This is a genomic window from Clostridium sp. AF35-15, assembly GCF_003477745.1.
Classification (GTDB): Bacteria; Bacillota; Clostridia; order Lachnospirales; family Lachnospiraceae; genus Otoolea; species Otoolea fessa.
Window position 1 is genome coordinate 244,774 of the sequence record NZ_QUDY01000002.1, and the last position, 19,605, is coordinate 264,378.

Below are 19,605 nucleotides of genomic sequence, written 5' to 3' on the forward strand. Positions count from 1 at the left end.
AGATTCACAGGGAAAACAGGAGGAAACAAGCATGAAGGTAGCGGTTGTTACAGACAGCAACAGCGGAATTACACAGGCACAGGCGAAAGAGATGGGCGTATATGTCCTGCCGATGCCGTTTATGATTGATGGAACCGAGTATCTGGAAGATATAAATTTGACACAGAAGGAATTTTACGAGCATCTGAGCGGGGATCACGATGTGAGCACATCCCAGCCGTCCCCGGAGACGATCTTAAATCTCTGGGAAAAACTTTTGGAGGAATACGATGCAGTTGTGCACATCCCGATGTCCAGCGGGCTTTCGAGCTCCTGCCAGACGGCAAAGATGCTGGCAGATGATTTCGACGGAAAAGTACAGGTGGCGGATAATCACAGGATTTCCGTGACCCAGCGCCGTTCGGTGCAGGATGCGCTTGACATGGCGGCAGCCGGCATGGACGCGGAGGCGATCTGCAAAAAGCTGGAAGAGACAGGTTTGGATTCAACTATTTATATCACGGTTGACACATTAAAATATCTGAAAAAGGGCGGTAGAATCACACCAGCGGCAGCAGCGCTCGGAACACTTCTCCGTTTAAAACCGGTTCTGACGATACAGGGCGAGAAGCTGGACGCATTTGCGAAGGCGCGGACGATGAAACAGGCGCGTTCCATGATGATCACGGCGATCACCCGCGATCTGGAAAATCGGTTTGATGATATGACGGGAGAAAAAACGTATATTGATGTAGCGCATACCGACAATGATGAGATGGCGCAGGAGCTGGCAGCCGAGCTTCGGGAACTTTTCCCGGAGACGGAAGTCCGTGTAGAGCCGCTGTCCTTAAGTGTAGCCTGCCATATCGGACCGGGAGCGCTGGCGATTGCGGCAACGAAGAAGCTTGAAATCGGATCGTTGTTGTGAAAAACGCAGTTACAGAGCAGCATTTCGGGGTTACAGTTCACAGCCAATGTCAGGAAGTTAAGCAACCCAAGTAAGAGCGCGTGAATTGTAATCGTTCAGGACAGGAACATGAGAAGAATAGCAGAACATAAAAGAAAGATATGGAAAGCGATGGAGCACACGATCGGGATGAGAATCCCTCTGTTCCTCGCCTTTCTGATTCTGACGCTGGTTCCGCTTCTGGTACAGGTTCGTTTTACATCGGGGTATTTTTACCAGAGCCACGTGGAAGAACGGATGGCGGAAGCGCAGAACCGGAGTCTGATTTTAGCAAACAAGATACGCAGCAGTGATTATATCAATGTACTGCTGTCGGGAAATCCAAATCCGGCGCTGGATGCGGAACTTAGTACAACGGCGGATCTGATGAACGGAAGAATCGTGCTGGTGGACGACAGCTTTAAGATTTTGAAAGACACATTTGATCTTTCCAGAGGGAAAACGCTGGTTGTATCGGATGTGTTAAAGGCATTTGACGGGGAAACTTCCAGCTATTTGAACCAGAAGAAAAAGTATTTCTATGTAGCGCAGCCGATTCAGGCAAAAAGCACGGATGCAGCGCCGATCGATTCGGATGTGGCAGCCGGAAAAGGGAAAAATACGGCAGGCGTGCAGGGAGTCCTTCTTCTGATGGCATCCACGGAAAATTCGGCACTTTTGCAGGAGAAAATTGTGCAGAAGACGGGATTTTTGCAGCTCGTTATGTTCTGTTTTATTCTGATCGCAGATTTATTGGCGGCGGCTTGCCTGCTGAAACCATTCCGCCGCCTGCAGCAGCAGCTCGATATGGTGGCAGAGGGAAATCTGGATCAGGATATTGATGTAAAAACGTACCGGGAGACGCGGGACATTTCGGAGGCAGTCATGCAGACCATCCGGAAGCTGAAAAACCTGGATCAGTCGCGTCAGGAGTTTGTTTCCAATGTGTCGCATGAGCTGAAAACACCGCTGACTTCGATAAGGGTTCTGGCGGATTCTCTGATGGGGATGGAGAACACCCCGGCGGAGTTATATCAGGAGTTTATGCAGGATATTTCGGCGGAGATTGACCGCGAGGGCAAGATTATCGATGATCTGCTGACGTTAGTCAAAATGGATAAATCATCGCCGGATCTGAATATTGCACAGACTTCGATCAATGGCCTTCTGGAACAGATTTTAAAACGTCTGACCCCGATCGCGAAGCGGCGGAACATTGAGATCACATATGAGAGCAAGCGGGAAGTATCGGCGGATGTGGATGAGGTAAAATTGAGCCTGGCACTTTCGAACCTGGTGGAAAATGCGATCAAGTATAACCGCGAAGAGGGAAAAGTCTGGGTAACGCTGGATGCTGACCACAAGTTCTTTTATGTGAAGGTGGAGGATAATGGCGTGGGAATCCCGAAGGAATTTCAGGAGCGCGTATTTGAACGTTTTTACCGTGTAGATAAGGCGCGCTCACGCGAGACAGGCGGTACCGGGCTGGGGCTTGCGATCACGAAGAATATTATTCTTCTTCATCAGGGCGCGATCCGCCTGAAGAGTGAAGAAGGCAAGGGAGCAACCTTTACGGTGCGGATTCCGTTGAATTATATTCCGTAGACAGCGTGGTTCTGGGCGGTTTAGAGGTTCGAGAGGGTTGCTGGTGCTGCGGTGTTCGAATATTTCGGTGTTTGAATGCTGCCGTGTTCGAATGTTTCAGTGTTTGAATGTTGCGGTATTTGAGTGTTGCAGTGTTCGAATGTGCGGTCAGGGCAATGTCTATTGTGAGATAGATTGCAAAATAACAACAGGAAATAATAAATGGAGAAAATAAGAAAAAAAAGCTCTGGAAAATGGGCAGGAAGCGTAAGTTTGTGGCTGATCCTTTGCCTGGCATGTCTGCTTCTTCTGAGCGGATGCCGAAAAAAAGAAGAGGTGCATCCGACGGCGGGTGAGGACGGCGTCTATCAGATTTATTATCTCAATTCGACGCGCACGGGGCTGGCGAGTGTTTCCTATCAGACGGAGACGGCGGACGCTGAGATCCTGATCGGGGAGCTGGCGGGGCAGATCCTTGCGGCACCGGAAAACCCGGAGTATCAGGCAGTTTTAAGCGATAAGGTTGAATTCCTGGATATTAACCGGGACAATAACGTGCTGACGTTGAATTTTAATCAGGAATATATGAATACGAAAGCGTCGCGGGAGATTCTGTGCCGGGCGGCGCTGGCAAAGACCTTTACACAGGTTAAGGGAGTCGATTATATCAGCATTAATTGCGAGGGACAGCCGCTCCTGGACACACATGGAAACCCGGTGGGCGCGATCGCAGGAAGTGATTTTGTAGACAGTATTTCGGATGTCAATTCGTATGAAAAAGTAGAGCTGACCCTGTATTTTGCCAATGAAGAAAAAGATGGTCTGGTGGCAGAAAAACGGGAAGTATTTCACAGTATGAACACGTCGCTGGAACGCCTGGTAGTGGAACAGCTGCTGGCAGGTTCCCAGAATGGCGGGCTTTCAGTGATGCCGAAAAATACAAAGGTATTAAACGTATCACTGACAGATAATACCTGCTATGTCAACTTGGATAGCAGTTTTATTTCCGGGGATATCGATGTGGCGGAGTATATTCCGATTTACGCGATCGTCGATTCGCTGACAGAGCTTCAGACGGTAAATAAAGTACAGATCACGGTCAATGGCTCGGCAGATGTGACGTACCGGAATGTGATTTCGCTGGTGCAGCCTCTGGAGAGAGAGGAGAAGTATATTGTGAAGTAACTGTCAGACAGAATGTATATGCCATGTTTGGAAGAGAGCAGCAATGGGATTTTGTTGATGTTTTGTAGAATACAAGAAAAGAGGAATTGAATATCAAACGACCGGTAATGTGGATGATGGTGGCTTTCGTACTTGGAGAGGTCGCAGCGTACCAGATGGGCATGACGGTGTGTTTTATAATTGCAGCAGCGCTTTTTGTGTTTCATAGGAAATTGTGTCCTATGAAACACAAGGCACATTCTTTTTCACCTGCAGTTATAAAAACAGCAGAAGGACGGGTAGATTCGGACTTTCAGACAGACGCAGAACGCGTCTGGAATTGGAAAGATCCGATGATGTGCCGTGTCTTTCTGCTGTTTTTCTGTTTCCTGGCAGGATGGGGACGGATGATGGTGGAAATGCGCCCGGATGTGCTGGAACGGATGGTAACGCAGAAGGGCGGTTCGGCAGAGGTGGCGGTATCTGGAACACTGGATTCTGTTTCGGAAAAAAATGGCTGGTGTACGATGATTTTGACGGGGGTGGAGGTAGAGGATGAAAGTGTAAGAAAGGTACTGATATCGTGTAAAAGAGATTTACTGGAGAAGTATGAAGAAAAAGTTCTGCCACCCTGCGGAAGTCAGATTCATCTGACGGGAACTGCTGAGTTTCTGGAAGAAGCGCGCAATCCGGGGCAGTTTTCGTATCGGATGTATTATCGGGGACTAGGAATCAGAAACCGGGTAACGGCGGATCGGATTTTTATTTCAGAAGGAAAAAGTTCCCCTCTCCGAAGTCAGGCAGAATGCTTCCGGGCGTACGCGACGGCTGTTTTTCAGGAAATCTGTGTTCCAGAAGATGCAGGGATTTTCCAGGCAATTTTGCTGGGGGATAAATCCGGGTTATCGGAAGAGCTGCGCGAACGGTTTCAGGATAATGGGATTGCACATATTCTGGCAGTCAGCGGGCTTCATGTCTCTTTGATTGGCATGAGCGTTTACAGCGCACTGCGTTTTTGGGGCATATCGTATGGATGGGCGGGGCTGGGTGCTTCAGCGCTTCTTACCTTTTATGGTTTAGTAACCGGATTTGGAGCATCGGTATTCCGGGCGGTATTTATGGTAGAGGTGTCCTGTCTGGCGGCATATCTGGGGCGGAGTTACGATCTGCTGAGTGCGCTGTCGCTATCTTTGATTTTACAGGCGTGGCAGTCGCCGTATCTGCTCTTTTCGGCGGGATTGCAGCTTTCCTATGGCGCGGTTGCCGCGATTGGGCTGGAGACGGAGCGGCTGCGGAAAGTGGGAAAAAAGAGAAAAGAGCGGGAAGAGGAGGAACAAGAGAAAGAAAAAAAGAAAGGATATGAAACATTCATGCTCAGCTCGGCAATTCAGCTTTATACGATGCCGATTCAGCTGTATCACTATTTTACATTTCCGATGTTGGGAATTTTTCTGAATCTGATCGTGATACCGCTTCTCACGTATGCAGCCGGAAGCGGTCTGCTGGCGCTTGGAATTTACAGTATAGCGTTTGTAGGAGGAAAAATTGGGGGGATGGGCGGAGGCAGCAGCATTGCGGGAGTACTTTCGGCTTTTGGAGGTGCGGCATCGGGAATATCAGAAATACCAGAAATATTCAGAATAGCGGCAAGTGCATGTACGGGTCCGGGGCATTATATTTTTCAGTTGTATGAATGGCTTTGCATCCAGGTGGAACGCGTGCCGTTTCATTCCATCGTGGCAGGACGCCCGGAAATGTGGAAAATAGGGGTGTTTTATGTGGCGCTGGGGATTCGATATGTATGGAGTGTGGGAGAAGCAAGAGATAATTTAGGGAGAAAAGGGATTTTTCGGTTTCCAAAAGACTGGAATGCACAGGGAAAAAATAGTGTGTTTATTGCTGTGGCAGTAGTCTTTTTAGTAGTTCAGCCTGTTCATGGCTTTCAGATCTGGTTTCTCGATGTAGGACAGGGCGACGGCGTCTTTCTGCGGACGCAGGATGAGGCAATTCTTTCGGACTGTGGCAGCAGCCAGGATAAAAAAATCGGGAAAAATGTGCTGGAACCATTTTTGAAAAGTCAGGGAATCCGCACGCTGGACTGGATTCTGGTCAGCCATGCGGATGCGGATCACACGAACGGGATCGAATGGCTTTTGAAGGAGGAGGCAGATATCCGGGTGCGGAATCTGGCACTTCCGGCGGCGGGAAAAGGACAGGAGGCATATAAAAAAATGGAAACTCTTGCCAGAAAACGGGGGGCGGAAGTCTATTATCTGCATCGGGGAGAAACGGTGCGGGCGAAAAGCCTGGCGCTTCGGTGCCTGTACCCGGAGGCGGGGGAAAAGCCGGCCGAGGAGCGAAATAGTCATTCACTGGTGTTTGATGTCACGTATGGAAAGTTTAGTATGCTTCTGACTGGAGATATTGGAGTGGAGGACGAAAGAGAAATTCTGGCGATGGAAGAGGACAAAAAGGGGGAAAAGGTGACACTGTTAAAAGCTGCACACCATGGTTCGAACGGTTCTTCCTCAGAGGAGTTTTTGGAGTGCTTTTCCCCAGCTTTCACGGTGCTCTCTTATGGAGAGGGAAATACTTACGGGCATCCGGCGCCGGAGGCGGTGGAACGTCTGGAACAGACGGGGACGGAGATCTGGAGAACGGCGGATTCGGGGGCGGTGAATGTGTGGACGGACGGGAAACGTATGTATATCAAGGGATATAAGAAACAAGATTATGGGAAGGAAAGAGATAAAAACAGATAAAAAACTAATTGTTAACTATATAAAAATAATAGGTTGACAATAGAAAAAGGCTATGTTATGCTTGCAATCAGTTCTGCATCTGTTTCGACTACCCGGGATCTGGAACGGCCGCTGCTGTTTTAGATGGTTGGAACAGGGGTTGCGGAGAGAAATTTATGTACATGTGCGAGAATAGAATGGCTTCGGATGCCTGAAATCATTCAGATACCCAAGGAGGAAAAAGGTTTGAAACACATGAAGACAAAAGATTTAGTTTTGTGTGCGATGTTTGTCGCACTGATTGCAGTGGGAGCATTTATCAAGATACCGGTTCCGGTGGTTCCATTTACATTGCAGTTTTTATTTACGATGCTGGCAGGTCTGCTTTTAGGTCCGGTCAACGGGGCGCTGGCGGTTGTGGTTTATATCGTATTAGGTTTAATTGGACTTCCGGTTTTCACTCAGGGCGGCGGACCGGGATATATTTTCCAGCCGAGTTTTGGATATATCATTGGATTTGCGGTTGCGGCGTATGTGAATGGTAAGATTGCCAATGCCAAGACGCATCCGAGTTACCGGCGCCTGCTGGGAGCTAATTTTCTGGGACTTTTTATTGTCTATGCATTTGGAATGATTTATTACTACGTGATCAGCAATTTCTATCTGAATTCGCCGATCGGCGTAGGAGCGCTGTTTTTATATTGCTTTGTTCTGGCAGTTCCGGGCGATATCGTGCTCTGTATTGTGGCTGCCATCATAGGAAAACGGATGATTCCGCTGATTCAGGGAGGGAGACTTGGATAAAAGATGAGCAAGGGGATTTTTATAACAGGTACGGGAACGGATATTGGAAAAACGTATGTGACAGGATTGATTGTGAAAAAACTGCGGGAGAGCGGCGTGAATGCGGCGTATTATAAAGCGGCAATGAGCGGCAATGAGCGGCGTGCGGATGGAAGCCTGATTCCAGGAGATGCCCTGCAGGTAAAAACAATGTCGGGAATCGGGCAGCCGCTTGAGGAAATGTGTCCGTATGTGTACGAGACGGCGGTATCGCCGCATCTGGCATCCCGTCTGGAGGGCAACCCGGTCCAGATGGAACGGGTGCTGGAAGATTTTCACAAAGTCTGTGAAAAATATGAGTATGTGACGATGGAAGGAAGCGGCGGAATTCTCTGTCCACTCTGCATAGACGAGGCGGATATCCGTCTTCCAGAAGTAGTAAAAGCGTGCGGGCTTGGATGCCTGCTGATTGCAGATGCGGGGCTTGGGACGATCAATGGCGTGGGGCTTACTGCCTATTATCTGAAACAACAGGGAATTGCCCTGAAGGGAATTATTTTCAACCATTATGAGGCGGGAAATCTGCTTCATGAGGATAACCGGAAAATGTGTGAATATTACACGGGCGTTCCGGTGGTTGCCTGTGTGGCGGATGGAGATATGGAGCTTTCCATGGATGTGGAGACGCTGAAAGGGCTGTATGCGTAAGAAAGAAGATAAAAAGGAGAAGAAAAATGATCTGGTATCCATATGAACAGTTAAAAACAATGAAAGCGCCTTATGAGATCGTGGATGCGAACGGGGTATATCTTTACACGAAGGATCAGAAGCTGATTGATTCGGTTTCGTCCTGGTGGAGTGTGATTCATGGATATAAACATCCGGTGATCAATCAGGCAATTATTTCACAGGTAGAAAAATTTTCTCATGTGATGCTGGGCGGGCTGACGCATGAGCCGGCGCGCAGGCTTTCAGAAAAACTGGCGTCCTGGCTGCCGGGCGATCTGGACTACTGCTTTTTTTCAGATTCCGGTAGCGTGGCGGTTGAGGTAGCGCTGAAAATGGCGCTGCAGTATTATATGAACCGCGGCGATGAGAAGCGGACGATGATTCTGGCGTTGGAACACGCGTACCACGGCGATACCTTTAAGACAATGGAGGCAGGCGATGATGAGGACTACCATTTTGTGCTGAAAGCCTATGGTGCAAGCCCGTATGTGGTTCACATTCCGACTGAGATCCCGGCGCTGGAGAAAGCATTTGAACAGTATCATGACAAGTTGAACTGCGTGCTGGTGGAACCGCTTTTACAGGGTGCTGGCGGAATGCGGATGTACGACATTTCATTTTTGGAGAAGGCAAGGGAACTCTGTGATAAGTACGGCGTGCTGCTGGTTTTTGATGAGGTGGCAACCGGATTTGGCAGAACCGGAAACCGCTTTGTGGCAGATCGGGTGCTTCCGGATATTCTGGTCCTCGGAAAGGCATTGACCGGCGGTTACATTGGTCATGCGGCGACTGTGGCAAATAAAAAGGTATTTGATGGATTTTTCGATGATAACCCGGAACATGCGCTGATGCACGGACCGACCTTTATGGGAAATGCCCTCGCGTGCAGTGCAGCGCTTGCCTCGATCGAGCTGTTTGAGACGCAGAACTATATGGAAAAGATTCAGAAGATCGAAGCTATCACCCGCCGGGAGATGGAAGGATTTACCGATCCGAGAATCAGGGAGGTCCGCATGATGGGCGGATGTGTCTGTGTCGAGGTATATGATCCGGCAGTCCTGAAAGGGTATCAGGAATATGCGTACAAACGCGGCGTGTTCAGCCGTCCGTTCTTAAATTATCTGTACGCGATGGTTCCGTATATTATCAAGGAAGAAGAGCTGGTGCAGGTGCTTCAGTGCATGAAAGACTGGTTTGCGCGGGGATAGGTAACGAAGAAACGTAACCGTTCACAGGCAGGAATTTTCTGAACTGAAAATCCCGTTACTGGGAACACATGTGTGAACAGTGAAACATCTACCTTAGAATAAAAATCTTAGAATAAAAAAAAATTAAGTATTTCTTTCTGAATGAATTTCATTTATGATAAAAGGAATGGAGTATTGTTTTAAGAAACGATACATGGATTGTGTTGCCTGCGATTGTGAATGGATAGGACAGAAGCAATCAGAATTCTAGTATAAAACTTACATTCGGGGAGAAATTAATATGAAAGAACAAATGAAGAAAATAGCGCTGCTATCGCTGTCATTGATACTGACATCGGCGTATTCTGTTTCGATCGTGCTGCCATCGCTGCTGCAGCATTTCAGTGAATATACAACCGCACAGGTGGAGATGTTGATCTCAGCACCGTCGTTTGCGATCACTGTCATGATCGTGCTGAATGCATGGCTGTCGCGTTATATGAAAGACCGTCCAATGATTGTGGGCGGTCTGCTTCTTTTATCGGTCAGCGGCATGGTACCGGTGTTTGTACAGGAATATCCGGTGATGTTCGCGTCCAGGATTTTCCTGGGGATCGGGATTGGGCTCATTAATGCGAAAGCAATCAGCATTTTCAGTGAATATTATGAAGGCAGGGAAAAAGCGGCGCTGCTCGGATACCGCGGATCGGCGGAGGTGCTGGGAAGCGCGGTTATGACGCTGGTTGCTGGAAAATTGGTGTTGATCCGGTGGAATCTGGCATTTTGGGTGTACGCGCTCGGATTTGTGATTGTACTTCTGTATCTTGTATGGGTTCCGGGGAATATGGAGATGGGAGAGAGTGCGGGCTCACAGAGTGCAGGGGCAGAGAAAGAAAGTCTGGAAGCGGAGGCAGATGGAAAAAGAGAATGCTGGAAAAAAGAAGTCCTGCCCATTGCTTATGCACTGTTTGCGGGATTTGTCATCTGCATCTACTGTTCCAATTCCCTGCGTGTCCCGATGCTGATTTTGGAGAAGAAACTTGGAACGGAGTCGGAAGCCAGCATCATTCTCACGCTCATGATGCTGATGGGAATAGCTGCCGGTGTTTATTTTGGAAAACTGACGATGTGGTGGAAGGAAAAATTGCCGGGGGTTGGATGCCTGATGCTTGGAGCGGGGATGCTTCTGACCGCATATGCGGGCAATCTGCCGCTGATTGGAATTGGCATTAGTATCGTTGGATTTTTCTATACCGTTCTGGTTACCTATTCCTTCCACCAGATTTCCGAGCAGATTCCGCAGTCTTCTATCAATACAGCCACATCAATCGTGCTGGTCGGCTGCAATCTGGGAGCGGCGTGTTCGCCGTTTGTGCTGAAATGGATGGGAAGATTCAGTGAGGGCGTGAGCGTGCCGTTTGTGGGGTATGCTGGGATGATGGGAGTATTAGGAATCGTTCTGATAGTAGTCACGGGAAGAAAGAAATAATACAGTAAACCAATAATAGGAATGACGGCAAAATCTGCAACCAGAACTGTATCGTACGGAATCTTCAGTTTAGAAAATTCAGAAAATTCCTACCTGTGAACAGTTATCTGAAATCGAACGTTTGTACTGATTTGTTCTGCTTTTATGTATACATTCATGAGTGGATTTGGTATAATAGAAATACTTAATGGGATTTTTTGTGTACTAGGAAATTCCTTGGAATCCCCTATTACACAAAAAGGCACATTCTTTATTTGTGAATTATATCAAATCAGGAGAAAGCAATGGATCATTTTGAGTTGGTATCAGAATACAGCCCGACCGGCGACCAGCCGCAGGCGATTGAAAAGCTGGTGGAGGGCTTCAAGGAAGGAAATCAGTTCCAGACATTACTGGGTGTAACGGGCTCTGGCAAGACGTTTACGATGGCAAATGTGATTCAGAAGCTGAATAAGCCGACGTTAATTATTGCACATAATAAGACGCTGGCAGCCCAGCTTTATTCGGAAATGAAGGAATTTTTTCCCAATAATGCGGTGGAATACTTTGTCAGCTACTATGACTACTACCAGCCGGAGGCTTACGTCCCGTCCACGGACACATACATCGAGAAGGATTCCTCCATCAACGACGAGATCGATAAGCTGCGGCATTCAGCGACGGCGGCGCTGTCAGAGCGTCAGGATGTGATTATTGTGGCATCGGTTTCCTGTATCTATGGTCTGGGAAGCCCGATCGATTACAAAAACATGGTTATTTCCCTGCGTCCGGGCATGGAGAAGGACCGCGACGAGGTCATTCACAAGCTGATCGACATTCAGTACAGCCGGAATGACATGGATTTCAAGCGAGGTTCGTTCCGGGTGCGCGGCGATGTGCTGGAGGTATACCCGGCGTATTCGGGCGGCGATGCGTACCGGATTGAGTTTTTCGGGGATGAGGTAGACCGGATCACAGAGATTGACACGCTGACGGGCGAGATCAAGGCGCAGTTAGGACATATCGCGATTTTCCCGGCATCGCATTATGTCATCCCGAAAGAGCGGATGGAGATTGCGGCAAACAATATTTTAGAGGAAATGAAGGAGCAGGTCGCTTACTTTAAGAGTGAGGATAAGCTTCTGGAGGCACAGAGAATCGCGGAGCGGACGAATTTTGATGTGGAAATGATGCGGGAAACAGGCTTCTGTTCCGGTATCGAGAATTATTCGCGTCATCTGATTGGTTCGAAACCGGGAGAACCGCCGTGTACGCTGATGGATTATTTCCCGGATGAATTTCTGGTGATTGTGGACGAGTCGCACATCACGCTGCCGCAGGTGCGCGGTATGTACGCGGGCGACCAGTCGCGCAAGAAAACGCTGGTGGAATATGGCTTCCGCCTGCCGTCGGCGCTGGATAACCGACCGTTAAATTTTGAAGAATTTGAGAGCAAACTGGATCAGATTCTCTGCGTTTCAGCAACACCGGGCGAGTATGAGGCAGATCATGAGCTTCTGCGGGCAGAGCAGGTGATCCGTCCAACGGGACTTCTTGATCCGCCGATTGAGGTGAGACCGGTCGAGGGACAGATCGACGATCTGATTTCGGAGGTCAACCGGGAGGTGGATCGAGGGTTTAAGGTGCTTGTTACGACGCTGACAAAGCGGATGGCAGAAGACCTGACCGACTATATGCGCGATGCGGGAATCCGCGTCAAATATCTGCATTCGGATATTGACACGTTGGAACGCGCCCAGATTATCCGGGATATGCGTCTGAATGTCTTCGATGTGCTGGTCGGCATCAACCTGCTTCGTGAGGGTCTGGATATCCCGGAGATTGCGCTGGTGGCGATTCTGGATGCGGATAAAGAGGGATTCCTGCGTTCGGAAACGTCCCTGATTCAGACGATCGGCCGAGCAGCGCGAAATTCTGAGGGGCATGTTATCATGTATGCAGATTCGATCACGGATTCGATGCGGGCGGCGATCGAGGAGACGGAGCGAAGACGCGCGATTCAGCAGGCGTACAATGAGGAACATCACATTACGCCGACGACGATCAAGAAAGCTGTCCGGGATCTGATCACGATCTCGCAGGCAGCCGAACCGGTTACGAATAAGGTAACGAAGGATCTGGAATCGATGGATCGCCAGGAATTAGAAAAACTTGTAAAGGAACTGACGAAGAAGATGAATCAGGCGGCAGCCGAGCTGAATTTCGAGGAAGCGGTCGTGTTGCGTGACCGTATGGTAGAGGTCAAGAAAATGTTGCTGGATTTGGAAAATTCGTAAATCAGAGGGTGGTTGGTATGGAATATGGCGCGCTGATGGAGATGGCGGTCCGGGCGGGGGAGATCATGCTGGCGAGCGGAGCGGAGGTCTACCGTGTGGAGGACACGATTCACCGTATTTTAAAGCATTCAGGGATTGCACGGGCAGATGTGTTTGTCGTGACGACGGGGATCGTGGCGACGATTGCGGATGCATCACTTCCGCCGCTTACCTTGGTAAAAAGGGTGGAAAACCGGGCAACGAATTTGAACCGCATCTATCAGGTAAACAATGTTTCAAGGGAATTTTGCAGCGGAAAATTGTCCGTCGGGGAGGCGCAGGAACGACTGGATCGGATTGCTAATACGACATTATACGGATTCTGGAAGAAATGCATTGGCTATGCGGCAACGACGGGATTTTTTGCGGTGATGTTTGGAGGCGGTCCGGGCGAATGCCTGGTGGCGGCTGTCGTGGGAGTCGTTCTTGCGTTTGTCCTGCGGGCGGCGTCCAACCTTATGCTGAATGATTTCTGTCAAAATGCACTTGGCTCGTTTGCACTGGCGGTTGCGGCGTATCTGCTGCGCCGTGGGGCATTTCTGGGAATGAGCCTGGATGTAGTGATTATCAGCGCAATCATGCCGCTGGTGCCTGGGGTCACATTTACGGCGGCAATCCGCGATACGCTGAATGGAGATTACAGTTCGGGAGTCGCGCGGATGGCGGAGGCAGTCGTGGTGGCGCTGGCGGTTGCGTCGGGCGTCGGTCTGGCGATCGTGGCAGTCCGGCTGGCGGGAGGATCGGTATGACAGAGATGATAAGAGAATTGATGATCCAGAGCGTGGGGGCATTTCTGGCGGTTTTTGGTTTTTCCCTGCTGGTCGATATGCCGCGGAAATATCTGGTTTATGCGGGCATTACCGGAGGTGCCGGATGGCTGGCGTACCTGGTATCGATGCAGGTGGGAACCTCGCAGGTGGCGGCGGCATTTTTTTCCAGTCTGGCAGCGGCTCTGCTGAGCCAGGTATTTGCACGCGTGTTAAAAGCGCCCGTCACGATCTTTCTGGTGGCAGGAATCCTGCCGACGGTGCCGGGCGCATCGATCTACCGGAGCGTCTATTTTCTGATACAGGGACAGACAAAATGGTACAATTTTTATCTGATCCAGACGATCCAGATAGCGGGGGCGATGGCGGTTGCCATCTTTATTGTGGATTCACTGTTCCGTCTGCTCCGGAATAAAGCGTCGTAGTGGAACTGGGCGGCAGGTAGAGACAGCCCTGAATCCTGCTAAAATAATAAATATGATCTGACAGGCGCTCTTCAGCGGGCACATCCGACTGATTGATCGCCTGAACCATTTCATTGAGTTCTTCCGGCGGAAGAGAGACGTTGCTGGGAGTGAGAAGCACTTCATGGATGCTGGACGGAAGGATAATCAGATCTTCGCCCAGGCTTTCGGCAAACTCTTTTAAGACGCGGGGATAGAGCATGCAGGCAGCGCCGTTGATGCCGCGCGAATTTGTCAGAACGTAGAGAGCGACCGATGGAAGAGCTTCCGTTTCAACGATGTCCTCCATTTCGAGCTGATTGAGGGTGGATTCGATGGAGCTGATGTGGTACGGCAGTATGCGAGGTGTGTTTTCTTCCGCCAGTATGCCGATCTCTTCCAGAGAAATATCCCACAGGGCAAGATGGTCGCTGTGTACCAGGGTCGTCATCTGTCCCTCCTCATTGTCAGTGAGGATCAGATAGAAAACGATCGCCAGATCGAGATACGGAATATGTGGGATGTGGGAGAGAAGCACCTTATTTTTAGCGGCGTGGATCAATTTGTAGGCAATCCGGCCGCGTACGGCATCAAAATCACGCAGTTCCTCGCAGATATCCTCCGAAAATCCTGGATTTGTCTCATACACCATCAGGATCTGATCGGTAATAATGGAGAGCGGCATCCCTTCCTCCGCTTCATTATAGTAGGCGTTCAGATAGACAGTCGGTGATAACCGTGAGCCGGGTTTCGTAAAGCTCAGCCCGTCGAGCATCAGTCCATTATTTTTCAGAACCCGCCGCAGGGAGACGTTGGCTTTTTTATTGAGGCGCGTCTGCACCATCGACTGGATTGTTTTCAAAAAAGTTTCATAGACCATAGAGTACCTCCTGAAATAAAATTGCAGATAGGGGATGCCCGCTTGCTCATGTAGGTTATGAATTTCAGCAAAATGAGAAACAGTTTCCCCGTGTGAATAAGTTTTAAGGAATCAAATCAAGAAGCAGTCATGAAGTTTGAGATGTGAAGAAAGATTGCTTAGTGATTAAAAAATAAATAAAAAGTTCAGAGTTTTAGCGTTTACCTTTTGAGTGCGTAAGTATGAAAATGGTCATGGAAATCATCGAAAAAACTGAACATGAGAATCGCAGGAACCAGTAAGATGTGAAAAAATTGCCTGCATATAAAGAAGCAGGTGCCAAATGCACCGATATCATGATTATACTGGAAAATGGGAAGATTGGCAAGAAAAATAACAGGGGAAAAGTGAAGTTCTGGTTGCGGATTTGTTGCTGTTCACGCATACGTTCCCAGTAACAGTTTGCATGACGCTCATAATGTGTGAACGATGGTAAATAAAGAGATAAGATGGCGTGACTGCGAGATGAAAACTAATAGCTGGCATTCGTGGTGGAAATAAAACTGAAAAATAACAAGAAAATACAAAATTAGTATTGACAAAATGCGACATATGTATTAGAATAAAACCATCAAAAGAAACAAGAAATAAAACAAAAAAAGAAGGGAGCTGATTCCACCGAAAACATAAAACTGGTTCAATTTTTTAATAAAAAAATTGAACAAAGGAAAACCAAAATCAACAAGTAAAAATCAGTCAATCATCTATCATACATATTTAGAAACAGGATTCGGTTTAGTGATATGACGAGAAAGTATCATTAAAAAGAAGCGTTTTTTAAAAGAGAGATAGATAAGTGAAAAAAGAAAAAAATAAGATTGAACGATTCAGAAATTGTTGAAAAAGGAATCAAAATTGAATAAAGGAAAAGTTCAAAGAAAGAGGTATCATCCAATGGACGAGATAGTTTAAAGGGTATCGATAAAATGTCAATTTATCGATACCCTTTTTCTGGTTCATGGAAAGGCATCAAGAAGGATCTTTTCTTATATAAATATCAAATCCCTTGCAATTCAAACGGCGGCGTGTATTCTTCTTTTGCGCTGCTTTTTTCCTGCATAAAGCCCTGTGTGAGTCCCAGCTCAATCGCGGCATCGACGACTTTCTGGTATTCGTAGCTTGTGATGCGACGGTTGATTTCCGGATATCTGCTGCTCTGGTAGAAGGGGGTGTACTGGCTCATAAGGCTTACCAGAAAATGCCCCTCCGGGAGGTTGTCGTGAATCCAGTGGAGCAGGCGGATGGAATCGTCTTTGTGTTTTGGAAGAACCATATGCCGCAGGATCACGCCGCGCTTCATGAGCTGGCAGGCCTGGCCATTTTCGGAGAAATCTTCCAATACCAGCGGACCGGTGTGCTTGATCATCCGTTTGACTGCTGCGGAGGCGACCGGAAAATAGTCCGGGGCGGCGGAATAGCGGGCGGACAGTTCGGAAGAGTAATATTTTAAATCCGGCAGCCAGATATCGATATAGGGAGCCAGCGCATCAACCGCCTCCAGCGTCTCATAACCGCCGCAGTTGTAGACGATCGGGATGAAAAGCTGCGGTTTGACCCGTTTTAAGACGGGCAGTAGCGACGGAAGGTACTGCGTCGGCGTCACCAGATTGATATTGTGCGCGCCCTGTGCCTGCAGTTCCAGAAAAATTTCCTCCAGGCGCGTTCCGGAAATATCTTTTCCAAAGCCTTCGCTGCTGATCTGGTAGTTCTGGCAGAAACAGCAGCGCAGTGTGCAGCCGGAAAAAAAGATGGTACCGCTTCCGTGCAGACCGCTGATACACGGTTCCTCCCACGGATGAAGCGCCGCGCGTGCCGCCCGGATACCGGCAGGGCTGTGACACCAGCCCTGTTTTTTTGTGCGGTTGATCTGACAATTTCGCGGACAGCAATGGCAGCTTTCGTAGGAGTAGGCGGCTGGTTCAGAGAACTGGACAGGCGAGCCGGCACTTGAATTGGGTAGGGGAATATATGTGTTCATAGGTTTTGCTTCCTTTTTTTATAAGATTTTTTGTAAAGGTAATTCCTTCAAAGCTTTTTTACATAGTTCAAATCTGTGTTGAATCCGAAAAATCGATCGTTATAATGTATTTATTCTACTAAGAAAGATGAGCAGTGTCAAATGTGATTACATTTAATACGAAAGGGCTGGACTTTGCACTGACGGCACTGTTTGTAATGATTTTTACGGAACAGTGGATCGGACAGAAGCGCCATTGGCCGGCAGGGACTGTATTTTATATGATTCTGGTGCAGATGGTATTTGTTTAGATGCAGCGTGTTTTTGCCCCGTGTGCATTGTCTTCGGAAACAGTGCTTTTTGTTTCAGATCCGGGTTTCCCCAGGATCTGGTTGATACATTTCCAGGCATCTGTCAGCCGGTCGAGGTTCCAGGCAGCGTTGGCAGGGCTGGTGGACGGCAGTTTGATTGCCTCAATGCCAGTCTGTTTACGGCAGAAGCGGTCGTACATTTTTCCGGACAGCCCGCCGTTTGTGTAAATCGCCTGGATGGAAGCGTGATCCAGGATAGAGGCGAGGTCGTTTGGAACAACATCGCGGATGGAACTGTCGCTGGATCCTTCGATGGAACAGCTATGGATGGTGTCCCAGACGGCGATGTGGTTCCGCAGCAGAAATTCCTTCTTTTCCTCGATGGAGGATGGAACGTCTTCCTTTCGCAGGCGCGCTAAGAGCTTCCAGAAACGATTCTGCGGGTGCCCGTAGAAAAAACAGCTTTCTCGGGATTTGACTGACGGAAAGGAACCGAGGATTAGGATGCGGGAGTCGGCGTCAAAAACAGGTGGGATTGGGTGGATGATGTGGGATGGCATGGTGGAATCTCCTTTTTGCGGATTATTGTTGTCAATTATAATAAATACGAAATCAATTTTCGACTTTGATCTGGCTTCATTTGGTACATGGACATGATACTCACGAACCCGCGCTATCGCGCTCTACCGCCCTGCTTCGCAGGACGGTTCGTTCGTTAGTGGCGCAAGAAAAGAATATGTCTGCTTTACAGCCGCATTCTTTTCTTCTGCGCTTATTATACCATGACCACTAAATTCGTGAAACACCTCATTAAGTGGTCAGGTATATGTTCTCACTAGACTCGAAAATACCTCGTCAAGTGTTCACATTATATCATAGATCAAAAATGATAGAATGTTTTTTTGAAACTCCCTTTTTACAAAAGTGTGTCTGATGCATACTAACTCATAATTATACGAAACACCACACTTTTATTCGTTTTCTATTCATTTCCGGCTAATGGGTATTCATTTTTACTCTAAGTTATCATGCAATTTATTAGAATGGAATTTTTGAAAGAGCCAGCACCTTGAATGGGCTGACTCTTTCAATGTCACCTGTAATTGACAAACTGGAATTGTTCTACTTCTTTATCTTTTTAATATCCTGATACAGCCCATATCCCAGAAACAGGATTCCAATAATAAACGCAATACCAGCCGCTATTGCTAAAAAAGGACCTACATATTCAAGACCTGCTGCAAATAAAGTGGCATTCCACGAAGCTACTCCACTCATAAATATCGCAGCAGAAATATATCGTGCAGAAATTAAAACTGCTGACATGAAACAGAAAATAGCACCTACAATTTTGTTTTCCATTTAAATCACCTCCAAATTCCGATTTTTCGTTCTCTGTGACTTCCCAATAAACGGGAATTTATCGTTTTATTCTGGTATAAAACTCTTTTTCATCTTGGTGATGAATATAGGCCCCATTTTTAATCTGCACACGCAAAGATGCCATATTATCCCTATGAACAGACATATATATTTCGTCTTCTTTAATAATGTGCCAGGCTTTTTCGATTGTCAATCTCAACCCTTCCGAGGCGTATCCCTTGCCTCTGAATTCTTTCTTTATTCCATATCCTATATGGCCTCCTCCGTTTGCAAGTGCAGGAGTAAGGTAATGACGCACGCGAAATAATCCTACTATTTTCTCATCATCCCATAAGAAAAAATCCGTTTCTGGAACCCATCCATCAGCCAGATCAATTCCCTTTTCAGCATTAATATAACCAGGCAATATTTTTATTTCAAATTCCTTTCTTGAACATCCAGACGCAAAATTCGTAAATCCATTTTCATTGGAAGGGGTATTAGTAATAAATTCGTATTCCTTTTCAATATCTTCCAAATTAGCTGATTTTAAGTACAACATAAAAAGCTGCTTCCTCCTATTTTTCTCAAAGAGTTCGGTCAATCCCGATTTGTATAACAGTAGTCTAACACACGTTGTTTAAAAATACTACAGCCAAGCCAATGTCTGTAATTTGCCCTAAAATTTCATTTTATGGAATTTGGACTACTTGATTTTCTAATTGCATACGCAATTCGTGAAATGTATCATTATACTGTTGATACATCAGACACACAAATGTAAATAGGGACTTTTTAAAAAGCAATTTTTCGAATAACTGTGACGAGGTAACTGTATCGGGAAGAGATACACAGCGGATAGTTTTGATGGCATTTCATATATGCAGAGAAAACACCTATATTTTATAAGGAGTTCACAAGTTTTTAAT

At 47.6% G+C, this 19,605-nt stretch carries 17 protein-coding genes; 12 read left to right on the forward strand and 5 right to left on the reverse strand.

From position 1 onward, the window contains the following. Positions 1-31: 31 nt before the first annotated feature. The 11 genes from DWZ76_RS04170 (at position 32) to DWZ76_RS04220 (ending at position 14,109) form a co-directional block, all read left to right on the forward strand. Positions 32-907 carry a DegV family protein gene (locus DWZ76_RS04170; RefSeq protein ID WP_118472010.1) on the forward strand — a complete coding sequence of 292 codons (876 nt, stop codon included), beginning with the start codon at positions 32-34 and terminating at the stop codon, positions 905-907. 108 nt (positions 908-1,015) lie between these two features. Beyond that, complete coding sequence (locus tag DWZ76_RS04175; protein ID WP_118471980.1) at positions 1,016-2,530, forward strand: ATP-binding protein; 1,515 nt, start codon at positions 1,016-1,018, stop codon at positions 2,528-2,530. Between the two features lie 201 nt (positions 2,531-2,731). Next, entirely contained in the window at positions 2,732-3,694 is a 963-nt protein-coding gene (locus DWZ76_RS04180) for a GerMN domain-containing protein (protein ID WP_107001067.1), read from the forward strand. A gap of 221 nt (positions 3,695-3,915) precedes the next feature. After that, the gene (locus tag DWZ76_RS04185; RefSeq protein ID WP_118538353.1) at positions 3,916-6,435 is read left to right on the forward strand and encodes a ComEC/Rec2 family competence protein; all 2,520 of its coding nucleotides are present in this window, start codon (positions 3,916-3,918) and stop codon (positions 6,433-6,435) included. Between the two features lie 234 nt (positions 6,436-6,669). Beyond that, entirely contained in the window at positions 6,670-7,218 is a 549-nt protein-coding gene (locus DWZ76_RS04190) for a biotin transporter BioY (protein ID WP_243017776.1), read from the forward strand. 3 nt (positions 7,219-7,221) lie between these two features. After that, complete coding sequence (gene bioD, locus DWZ76_RS04195) at positions 7,222-7,905, forward strand: dethiobiotin synthase (protein ID WP_118471986.1); 684 nt, start codon at positions 7,222-7,224, stop codon at positions 7,903-7,905. A 26-nt stretch (positions 7,906-7,931) separates the two neighbouring features. Beyond that, a complete protein-coding gene (gene bioA, locus DWZ76_RS04200) occupies positions 7,932-9,134 on the forward strand; it encodes an adenosylmethionine--8-amino-7-oxononanoate transaminase (RefSeq protein WP_022359179.1) in 1,203 nt (400 codons plus the stop codon). A 280-nt stretch (positions 9,135-9,414) separates the two neighbouring features. Beyond that, positions 9,415-10,602 carry an MFS transporter gene (locus DWZ76_RS04205; RefSeq protein WP_118471988.1) on the forward strand — a complete coding sequence of 396 codons (1,188 nt, stop codon included), beginning with the start codon at positions 9,415-9,417 and terminating at the stop codon, positions 10,600-10,602. A gap of 284 nt (positions 10,603-10,886) precedes the next feature. Further along, entirely contained in the window at positions 10,887-12,878 is a 1,992-nt protein-coding gene (gene uvrB, locus DWZ76_RS04210) for an excinuclease ABC subunit UvrB (protein ID WP_118467275.1), read from the forward strand. A gap of 17 nt (positions 12,879-12,895) precedes the next feature. Further along, positions 12,896-13,666 (forward strand): threonine/serine exporter family protein, encoded by a 771-nt coding sequence (locus DWZ76_RS04215; RefSeq protein WP_107001060.1) that lies wholly within the window; start codon positions 12,896-12,898, stop codon positions 13,664-13,666. Further along, complete coding sequence (locus tag DWZ76_RS04220) at positions 13,663-14,109, forward strand: threonine/serine exporter family protein (protein ID WP_227589434.1); 447 nt, start codon at positions 13,663-13,665, stop codon at positions 14,107-14,109. Before DWZ76_RS04215 ends, DWZ76_RS04220 begins: the two co-directional genes overlap by 4 nt. On the opposite strand, the gene DWZ76_RS04225 is transcribed toward DWZ76_RS04220, so the two are convergent. Together DWZ76_RS04225 and DWZ76_RS04230 are read right to left on the reverse strand one after the other, a co-directional pair. Beyond that, positions 14,063-15,007 carry a DUF5688 family protein gene (locus DWZ76_RS04225; RefSeq protein WP_118471990.1) on the reverse strand — a complete coding sequence of 315 codons (945 nt, stop codon included), beginning with the start codon at positions 15,005-15,007 and terminating at the stop codon, positions 14,063-14,065. The two genes, DWZ76_RS04220 and DWZ76_RS04225, sit on opposite strands and share 47 nt — an antisense overlap. 1,036 nt (positions 15,008-16,043) lie before the next feature. Beyond that, complete coding sequence (locus tag DWZ76_RS04230; protein ID WP_118471991.1) at positions 16,044-17,024, reverse strand: radical SAM protein; 981 nt, start codon at positions 17,022-17,024, stop codon at positions 16,044-16,046. 143 nt (positions 17,025-17,167) lie between these two features. Here DWZ76_RS04230 and DWZ76_RS04235 point away from each other — a divergent pair, with 143 nt between their 5' ends. Continuing rightward, positions 17,168-17,314, forward strand: coding sequence for a hypothetical protein (locus DWZ76_RS04235; protein WP_243017769.1), 147 nt, complete (start codon positions 17,168-17,170; stop codon positions 17,312-17,314). On the opposite strand, the gene DWZ76_RS04240 is transcribed toward DWZ76_RS04235, so the two are convergent. The 3 genes from DWZ76_RS04240 to DWZ76_RS04250 form a co-directional block, all read right to left on the reverse strand. Further along, a complete protein-coding gene (locus DWZ76_RS04240; RefSeq protein WP_118471992.1) occupies positions 17,311-17,874 on the reverse strand; it encodes a DNA-deoxyinosine glycosylase in 564 nt (187 codons plus the stop codon). The two genes, DWZ76_RS04235 and DWZ76_RS04240, sit on opposite strands and share 4 nt — an antisense overlap. A gap of 562 nt (positions 17,875-18,436) precedes the next feature. Beyond that, entirely contained in the window at positions 18,437-18,676 is a 240-nt protein-coding gene (locus DWZ76_RS04245; RefSeq protein WP_107001055.1) for a hypothetical protein, read from the reverse strand. Between the two features lie 58 nt (positions 18,677-18,734). After that, positions 18,735-19,238, reverse strand: coding sequence for a GNAT family N-acetyltransferase (locus tag DWZ76_RS04250; RefSeq protein WP_107001054.1), 504 nt, complete (start codon positions 19,236-19,238; stop codon positions 18,735-18,737). Positions 19,239-19,605: the final 367 nt, after the last annotated feature.

Bases quoted from the DNA above. Each gene is read 5' to 3' on its own strand.
- bioA (WP_022359179.1), top strand. From the start codon at position 7,932: ATGATCTGGTATCCATATGAACAGTTAAAAACAATGAAAGCGCCTTAT.
- DWZ76_RS04240 (WP_118471992.1), bottom strand. From the start codon at position 17,874: ATGCCATCCCACATCATCCACCCAATCCCACCTGTTTTTGACGCCGAC.
- DWZ76_RS04175 (WP_118471980.1), top strand. From the start codon at position 1,016: ATGAGAAGAATAGCAGAACATAAAAGAAAGATATGGAAAGCGATGGAG.
- DWZ76_RS04215 (WP_107001060.1), top strand. From the start codon at position 12,896: ATGGAATATGGCGCGCTGATGGAGATGGCGGTCCGGGCGGGGGAGATC.
- DWZ76_RS04190 (WP_243017776.1), top strand. From the start codon at position 6,670: ATGAAGACAAAAGATTTAGTTTTGTGTGCGATGTTTGTCGCACTGATT.
- DWZ76_RS04230 (WP_118471991.1), bottom strand. From the start codon at position 17,024: ATGAACACATATATTCCCCTACCCAATTCAAGTGCCGGCTCGCCTGTC.
- DWZ76_RS04220 (WP_227589434.1), top strand. From the start codon at position 13,663: ATGACAGAGATGATAAGAGAATTGATGATCCAGAGCGTGGGGGCATTT.
- DWZ76_RS04185 (WP_118538353.1), top strand. From the start codon at position 3,916: ATGAAACACAAGGCACATTCTTTTTCACCTGCAGTTATAAAAACAGCA.
- bioD (WP_118471986.1), top strand. From the start codon at position 7,222: ATGAGCAAGGGGATTTTTATAACAGGTACGGGAACGGATATTGGAAAA.
- DWZ76_RS04250 (WP_107001054.1), bottom strand. From the start codon at position 19,238: ATGTTGTACTTAAAATCAGCTAATTTGGAAGATATTGAAAAGGAATAC.
- DWZ76_RS04245 (WP_107001055.1), bottom strand. From the start codon at position 18,676: ATGGAAAACAAAATTGTAGGTGCTATTTTCTGTTTCATGTCAGCAGTT.
- DWZ76_RS04225 (WP_118471990.1), bottom strand. From the start codon at position 15,007: ATGGTCTATGAAACTTTTTTGAAAACAATCCAGTCGATGGTGCAGACG.
- DWZ76_RS04170 (WP_118472010.1), top strand. From the start codon at position 32: ATGAAGGTAGCGGTTGTTACAGACAGCAACAGCGGAATTACACAGGCA.
- uvrB (WP_118467275.1), top strand. From the start codon at position 10,887: ATGGATCATTTTGAGTTGGTATCAGAATACAGCCCGACCGGCGACCAG.
- DWZ76_RS04205 (WP_118471988.1), top strand. From the start codon at position 9,415: ATGAAAGAACAAATGAAGAAAATAGCGCTGCTATCGCTGTCATTGATA.
- DWZ76_RS04180 (WP_107001067.1), top strand. From the start codon at position 2,732: ATGGAGAAAATAAGAAAAAAAAGCTCTGGAAAATGGGCAGGAAGCGTA.